This window comes from Pararhodobacter sp. (genome assembly GCF_036802785.1).
Lineage (GTDB): Bacteria > Pseudomonadota > Alphaproteobacteria > Rhodobacterales > Rhodobacteraceae > Pararhodobacter.
The window spans coordinates 1-3,676 of record NZ_DAIRVN010000139.1 but is presented as its reverse complement, the minus strand read 5'-3'; the positions used below and the strand labels follow the sequence as shown (position 1 = coordinate 3,676).

At 62.0% G+C, this 3,676-nt stretch carries 3 protein-coding genes; 2 read left to right on the top strand and 1 reads right to left on the bottom strand.

What is annotated here, in order from left to right; translation table 11 throughout:
- Positions 1-1,274, bottom strand: a 1,274-nt coding sequence (locus V7Q53_RS23245; protein WP_333831409.1) for a molybdopterin-dependent oxidoreductase, incomplete at its 3' end; no start/stop codon positions are given.
- A gap of 287 nt (positions 1,275-1,561) precedes the next feature.
- Here V7Q53_RS23245 and V7Q53_RS23240 point away from each other — a divergent pair.
- Positions 1,562-2,191, top strand: coding sequence for an ATP-dependent Clp protease proteolytic subunit (locus V7Q53_RS23240; protein ID WP_333831407.1), 630 nt, complete (start codon positions 1,562-1,564; stop codon positions 2,189-2,191).
- A gap of 112 nt (positions 2,192-2,303) precedes the next feature.
- The gene (gene clpX / locus V7Q53_RS23235) at positions 2,304-3,581 is read left to right on the top strand and encodes an ATP-dependent Clp protease ATP-binding subunit ClpX (protein ID WP_333831406.1); all 1,278 of its coding nucleotides are present in this window, start codon (positions 2,304-2,306) and stop codon (positions 3,579-3,581) included.
- Positions 3,582-3,676: the final 95 nt, after the last annotated feature.

Below are 3,676 nucleotides of genomic sequence, written 5' to 3'. Positions count from 1 at the left end.
TTGGGGTAGGGGGGCTTGAAGCGGAAGCCGCCGGGCACCTCGACCGAGCCGAGGATGATCTGCAGCATATGCAGGGCGCGGGCGGTCTGGAAGCCGTTGGAATGGGCCGAGATGCCGCGCATGGCGTGGAAGCTGACGGGGCGGCCCACCATTTTCTCATGCTTTTGGCCGCGAAAATCGGTCCAGGGCTGGTGGAGGGTGATCTCTTCCTCGAATGCCACGCGCGCGAGTTCCGCCGCCACAGCCCGGATGCGTGTGGCGGGGATGCCGCAGCGCCCGGCCACAGCCTCGGGCGCGTTTTCAGGCGCGAGGTAGCGTTCGGCCATCAGGTGCAGAACGGTGTGGTGGCCCTGCCATGTGGCGCCCGGATCAGGCTGCACGCCGGGCGCGTCCCAGGCCGCGGGCTGGCCGGTGCGGCGGTCGATCACCAGCGGCTTGCCGTCGGCGTCGCGCAGGAACAGGCCTTTGGTTTCGCCCTCGGCCCCGTTCACCAGAAACGGCGCGTTGGTGTAACGGATCAGATAGTCCAGATCGATGCGCCCCATGCGGAACAGCTCATGCACCAGCGCGAGGATCAAGAGGCCATCGGTGCCGGGCGTCACCGCCAGCCAGTCATCGGCGATGGCGTTGTAGCCGGTGCGCACCGGATTGACGGCAATCACCCGCGCGCCACGTTCCTTCAGCTTGCCCAGACCCATCTTGATCGGGTTCGAATCATGGTCTTCGGCGACCCCGAAGATCATGAACAGCTTTGTGCGGTCCCAGTCCGGCTGGCCGAATTCCCAGAACGCGCCGCCCATGGTGTAGATACCCGCCGCCGCCATATTGACGCTGCAAAACCCGCCATGGGCGGCGTAATTGGGGGTGCCATAGGCCTGCGCCCACCAGCCGGTAAAGCTTTGCGACTGATCGCGGCCGGTGAAGAAGGCAAGCTTTTCTGGCGCGGTTTCGCGGATCGGCGCGAGCCACGAGGTGGCCAGTGCCAGCGCCTCTTCCCAGCTGATCTCCTCGAATTCGCCGGACCCGCGCGGGCCGACACGCTTCAGGGGCGCGCGCAGCCGGGCGGGCGACAGATGCTGCATGATCCCGGCCGAACCCTTGGCGCAGAGCACGCCCTTGTTGACCGGATGATCGCGGTTGCCCTCGATATAGGCGACCTTGCCCGCTTTCAGGTGCACATTGATGCCGCAGCGGCAGGCGCACATGTAACAGGTTGTCTTGCGCAGCGTGTCTGAAACCGCAGGCGACAGCTCTAGCACGGGCTGGCGTGACATTCGGACCTCTTCCGTTGCCCTTTTACGGGGGCTTACCTTATCCAACACCCGGAGCGGGCGATTGTCCATGCGCTAACTCGCATGTTTACGCGGCAGTATTTAGGGCCAGTCTGGCATGATTGATAGGTCCAGATCGCCGCCGCGCCGCACCGATCCGCCCGCCGATTGCGCGGAACGCTAAATTCCTCCGTTCCCCACCTCTTGCGGGGGGGTGGTCGGCGGGCTAAGTCTTGGTCAAGGTTTGGCCCCTAAGGTCAGGCCACCCAGACACACGAAGGCCCGAGAACATGCGTGATCCGATTGATACCTACATGAACCTCGTTCCCATGGTCGTTGAACAGACCAGCCGGGGCGAACGCGCCTATGACATTTTCTCGCGCCTGCTGAAGGAGCGGATTATCTTTGTCACCGGCCCCGTGCATGACGGCATGGCCAGCCTGATCGTGGCTCAGCTGCTGCACCTTGAGGCCGAGAATCCGTCGAAAGAGATTTCGATGTATATCAATTCGCCGGGTGGTGTGGTGACATCCGGCCTGTCGATCTATGACACGATGCAGTATATCCGCCCGAAAATCAGCACGCTGGTTGTGGGGCAGGCGGCCTCGATGGGGTCGCTTCTGCTTTGCGCGGGCGAAAAGGGTATGCGCTTCTCGCTGCCCAATTCGCGGATTATGGTGCACCAGCCCTCAGGCGGGTTCCAGGGGCAGGCGAGCGACATCTCGATCCATGCGCGCGAAATTCTGGAACTGCGCGAGCGGCTGAACCAGATCTACGTCAAACATACCGGGCAGACACTGAAAAAGGTGGAGGCGGCGCTGGAACGCGACAACTTCATGACGCCCGAAACCGCCAAGGACTGGGGCCTGATCGACGAAATCGTCGAAAATCGCGGCAAGGCCGAGCCCGACAAGAAATGATGACACGGGCGGCAGGTGCAAATTTTGCATTGTCCCTGCCGCCACACTGGCCTAACCTTGACCTTCAAGGCCCGCCAGAAGGCCAGAACCGAACACGAGCACGAGGTAACGCATGGCTCATTCCTCCGGCAGTGACAGCAAGAACACGCTGTATTGCTCCTTTTGCGGCAAAAGCCAGCACGAGGTTCGCAAGCTGATTGCGGGTCCGACGGTGTTCATCTGTGATGAATGCGTCGAATTGTGCATGGATATCATCCGCGAAGAGACAAAGGGTTCCGGGCTGAAATCAGCCGATGGCGTGCCCACGCCGCGCGAGATCTGCAATGTTCTGGATGATTATGTGATCGGCCAGATGCACGCCAAGCGCGTGCTCTCGGTGGCGGTGCATAACCATTACAAGCGGCTGAACCACTCCGGCAAGGCGGGTAAGGCCGGTGAGGTGGAGCTGTCGAAGTCGAACATCCTGCTGATCGGCCCCACCGGCTGCGGCAAGACGCTGCTGGCGCAGACGCTGGCGCGCATTCTTGACGTGCCCTTCACCATGGCCGATGCCACCACGCTGACGGAAGCGGGCTATGTGGGCGAGGATGTGGAGAATATCATCCTCAAGCTGTTGCAGTCTTCCGAATACAACGTGGAACGTGCGCAGCGCGGCATCGTCTATATCGACGAGGTCGACAAGATCACCCGCAAGTCCGACAACCCGTCGATCACCCGCGATGTTTCGGGCGAAGGCGTGCAGCAGGCGCTACTGAAGCTGATGGAAGGCACCGTCGCCTCGGTGCCGCCGCAAGGCGGGCGCAAGCATCCGCAGCAGGAATTCCTGCAGGTCGATACCACGAATATCCTGTTCATCTGTGGCGGGGCTTTCGCCGGGCTGGAGCGGATCATCGGCCAGCGCGGCAAGGGCACCGCGATCGGCTTTGGTGCCGAGGTGAAGGACGAAAGCAAGACGCTGGTGGGCGAAACCCTCAAGCAGCTTGAGCCGGAAGATCTGCTGAAATTCGGGCTGATCCCGGAATTTGTCGGTCGCCTGCCGGTGATCGCCACGCTGACCGATCTGGATGAGGACGCGCTTGTCACCATTCTGACCGAGCCGAAGAACGCGCTGGTGAAACAGTATCAACGCCTGTTCGAGATTGAAGGCGTGGATCTTACCTTTACCCCTGACGCGCTGCGCGCCATCGCCAAGCGCGCGATCTCGCGCAAGACCGGGGCACGGGGCCTGCGGTCGATCATGGAAGATATCCTGCTGGATACCATGTTCGAACTGCCGGGCATGACCAATGTCGATGAAGTGGTCGTCAACGAGGAAGCCGTGTCATCCGAGGCACGGCCGCTGATGATCTATTCGGAAACCAAGCGCGAACCGGCCTCATCCGCGGGCTGATTACCGTCGCACTGTTGTTCTGAAAAGAACCCCGCCCTGACCCGGGCGGGGTTTTCTGTTAAGGCGGTGGAGGGGGGCGTTGCCCCCCTCTTGGC